The sequence below is a fragment of the Stutzerimonas tarimensis genome, assembly GCF_042648805.1.
GTDB lineage: Bacteria > Pseudomonadota > Gammaproteobacteria > Pseudomonadales > Pseudomonadaceae > Azomonas > Azomonas tarimensis.
This window is the reverse complement of sequence record NZ_JBHRXZ010000027.1, coordinates 108,871-111,514: the sequence shown is the minus strand read 5'-3', so window position 1 is coordinate 111,514 and position 2,644 is coordinate 108,871. Positions and strand designations below refer to the sequence as shown.

Sequence of the window (2,644 nt, the reverse complement as noted above, 5' to 3'; positions counted from 1 at the left end):
GGAGCTACTGCTGCGTGATGAGGTGCGCCGCCAAGCTCAGCAACTGGAGTAGATTTGTGGGGATTCCTCAGGGACAGACCCCAATTTCCCACCTTGCCAACTCCCCCCAAACAAAAAACCCCGCCAATGGCGAGGTTCGCTGTCACGTCCAGCCCGCAGGCCTTCGATCAGTTATAGCGGTACTTCTGGTCGACCTTGCGCTTTTCCAGTGTGTACTGGGTCAGGTCAAGTTCACCTGTCCTCAGCGACTCGTCCAGCGCATCGAGATCGTTCTGGCGCAGTCGATCCACGTGGCTCTTGGTCGCGTGGTAATTGATCACCTCAGAGGCGTCATGACCGCTGATGGGGTCCCAGAGCACAGACAACGGCCAGAACAGTAGATTAACGACGCCCAGACCGTATTCGCGGCCGTAGAACGAACCGCCTCCCGGAAGCAGACCCAGTGCAGCGCCTGTTCCGGGATTCTTCTCCTGAATCGCTTGCCCGCGCGACTCGTAATGCTTCAGCTCGGCCTTCTGATGCGAATTCAACCCGCTCGCGCAACCGGTGCAGAGCACTGCCAATCCCATTGCCGCGATCAAACCATGCGCTTTCATGCGCCAAACTCCCTGTTGAATTAATCCAGCGCCCTTTGCGCGGCGCGCATGATACAGAGAATCAGCGCGACGGAAACATCGGTAGGGGCAAACCGGGACAGACTCCAATTTCCTACCCCGCTTTTCTTGACCCCTGCCCAGCTCAGCCTTACCCATACCGCTATGATGCCGCCCACCCTCTCCGGAAAAGGATTTCCGCGATGCACCGCCGAGCGCGCCTCCTGCTACCCAATGTCCCGCTGCACATCATTCAGCGCGGCAACAACCGGTCCGCCTGCTTCTACGGTGACGATGACTACCGCTTCTACCTGGAATGCCTGACCGAGCTGGCGGCGCTGCATGCTGTTTCAAGGCACCCTGGAAAAGGCACTGGTCGACGAGATCCGTGGCGCAACCAACGGTAACTACGTGGCCGGCAGTTCACGCTTCGCCGCCGAGATCGCCGCTGCGGTCGGCCGCCGGGTCGAACCGGCCAAAGCCGGGCGACCACGCTCCACCTAGAATGGGGGGTCTGCCCCCGATTTCGGCCCCTTGCCATCCATCAAAGGCTATGGCCTGATTGCGCCCGCACCGTCTCAAGGAAGGAACATCTACCGTGGACAAACACCCCGCCGAACGCTTCCGCCGCCACATGCACGATCAGGCCGATGTCATCGGCAACCTGCTCGTGGAAAGCTTCCACTATCTGGCACTTTTCGCCATCGGCGCCTCCATTGCCTGGGCGGCATTGATGTCCTTTCTCGGCATGATCGAAGCCGGGCGGGCAACCATCGACGATATCCTGCTGCTGTTCATCTACCTTGAGCTCGGCGCCATGGTTGGGATCTATTTCAAGACCAACCACATGCCGGTGCGTTTCCTCATCTATGTCGGCATCACCGCCCTCACTCGCCTGCTGATCGCCGACATCCAGCACACCCACACACCGACCATGGGCATTCTGATGGTCTGCGGCGGCATCGTCTTGCTGGCCCTCGCCACTCTGGTGGTTCGCTACGCCTCCTTCCGCTTCCCCGCCACGCCCATCATCGGACAGCCCCGGCGCAAATCCGACGACGAGGAAGACTGACCGGGGAAATTGGCGGGCGGAATTGGGCGGAAATTGGGGGCGGAATTGGGGTCTGTCCCCAATTTCGCATGGGTTGCCCCGCCAAGTGCCCTGTGGCTTCATGTCGGCCATCCCCCTGACCGCCTCGGGCACGCCATGATTGAAGACGACATCCGCTGGCACCAGCGACTGAACAATTACAGCCGGGCGCTCGGCCAGCTCACACGGGCGGTGGAACTGGCGGCCAGCCGACCGTTGAGCGATCTAGAGAAGCAGGGGCTGATTCAGGCGTTCGAATTCGTATTCGAATTGGCGTGGAATCTCATGAAGGATTACTTTCTGTACCAGGGCAACCCAGCCATATCGGGCTCCCGCGATGCGATTCGCACAGCGTTCAAGCAGGCTTTGTTACAGGATGGTGAGGGCTGGATGGAGATGATCAAGAGCCGCAACCAGACGGCACACACCTATAACGAGTCGGTCGCCAACAGCATCGCCGAGTTGATTCTGCTGCGTTACCACGGCCTGTTCGTGCAATTCGAGCAAGAAATGCAGCAGCGCGCCGGTCGTGCGGAATGACTGACGGCGCTCGTTTCGGCTTGCCCGATCATGCCGTGGCTCGCCTGCGGGCCGTATTTGCCAACTGGCCGCAAATCCGCTCGGCTGTCCTATACGGCTCGCGCGCCAAGGGGAACTACCGGCCAGGCTCCGATATCGACGTGACGCTGATTGGTGACCTGACTCTTTCGCAGCAGTTGGCTATCGAAACGGAAATCGACGATTTGCTGCTGCCATGGTCCGTCGACCTTTCCGTCAAGCACCACATCGAAAACCCGCAACTGCTCGAACACATCGAGCGCGCGGGCCTCGTCTTTTATACCGCCGCGTAAATCAGGGTCTGTCCCCAATTTTCTCCGGGTAAAATCGGGGTCTGCCCCGATTTCCGGTCTCCCGGATTTTCTGCAGCTGGGGTGGGTTCCTTGCCCCCCGGGTGAGCTTC

Annotated in this window: 5 protein-coding genes; 4 read left to right on the top strand and 1 reads right to left on the bottom strand. The window is 60.0% G+C overall.

Annotated elements, in window-relative coordinates; genetic code table 11:
- Positions 1-167 precede the first annotated feature (167 nt).
- Complete coding sequence (locus ACFOMF_RS17185; protein ID WP_386367172.1) at positions 168-596, bottom strand: hypothetical protein; 429 nt, start codon at positions 594-596, stop codon at positions 168-170.
- A gap of 339 nt (positions 597-935) precedes the next feature.
- On the opposite strand from ACFOMF_RS17185, the gene ACFOMF_RS17180 reads away from it, so the two are divergent.
- From ACFOMF_RS17180 to ACFOMF_RS17165, 4 genes are all read left to right on the top strand, one after another.
- Positions 936-1,097, top strand: coding sequence for a hypothetical protein (locus ACFOMF_RS17180; RefSeq protein ID WP_386367170.1), 162 nt, complete (start codon positions 936-938; stop codon positions 1,095-1,097).
- A 130-nt stretch (positions 1,098-1,227) separates the two neighbouring features.
- A complete protein-coding gene (locus tag ACFOMF_RS17175) occupies positions 1,228-1,665 on the top strand; it encodes a phosphate-starvation-inducible protein PsiE (protein ID WP_386367180.1) in 438 nt (145 codons plus the stop codon).
- Between the two features lie 135 nt (positions 1,666-1,800).
- The gene (locus tag ACFOMF_RS17170) at positions 1,801-2,223 is read left to right on the top strand and encodes a nucleotidyltransferase substrate binding protein (RefSeq protein WP_386367168.1); all 423 of its coding nucleotides are present in this window, start codon (positions 1,801-1,803) and stop codon (positions 2,221-2,223) included.
- Positions 2,220-2,534 (top strand): nucleotidyltransferase domain-containing protein, encoded by a 315-nt coding sequence (locus ACFOMF_RS17165; protein ID WP_386367166.1) that lies wholly within the window; start codon positions 2,220-2,222, stop codon positions 2,532-2,534. Before ACFOMF_RS17170 ends, ACFOMF_RS17165 begins: the two co-directional genes overlap by 4 nt.
- Positions 2,535-2,644: the final 110 nt, after the last annotated feature.

Coding starts and splice junctions, on each gene's coding strand:
- ACFOMF_RS17180 (WP_386367170.1), top strand. CDS start 936: ATGCTGTTTCAAGGCACCCTGGAAAAGGCACTGGTCGACGAGATCCGT.
- ACFOMF_RS17170 (WP_386367168.1), top strand. CDS start 1,801: ATGATTGAAGACGACATCCGCTGGCACCAGCGACTGAACAATTACAGC.
- ACFOMF_RS17175 (WP_386367180.1), top strand. CDS start 1,228: ATGCACGATCAGGCCGATGTCATCGGCAACCTGCTCGTGGAAAGCTTC.
- ACFOMF_RS17165 (WP_386367166.1), top strand. CDS start 2,220: ATGACTGACGGCGCTCGTTTCGGCTTGCCCGATCATGCCGTGGCTCGC.
- ACFOMF_RS17185 (WP_386367172.1), bottom strand. CDS start 596: ATGAAAGCGCATGGTTTGATCGCGGCAATGGGATTGGCAGTGCTCTGC.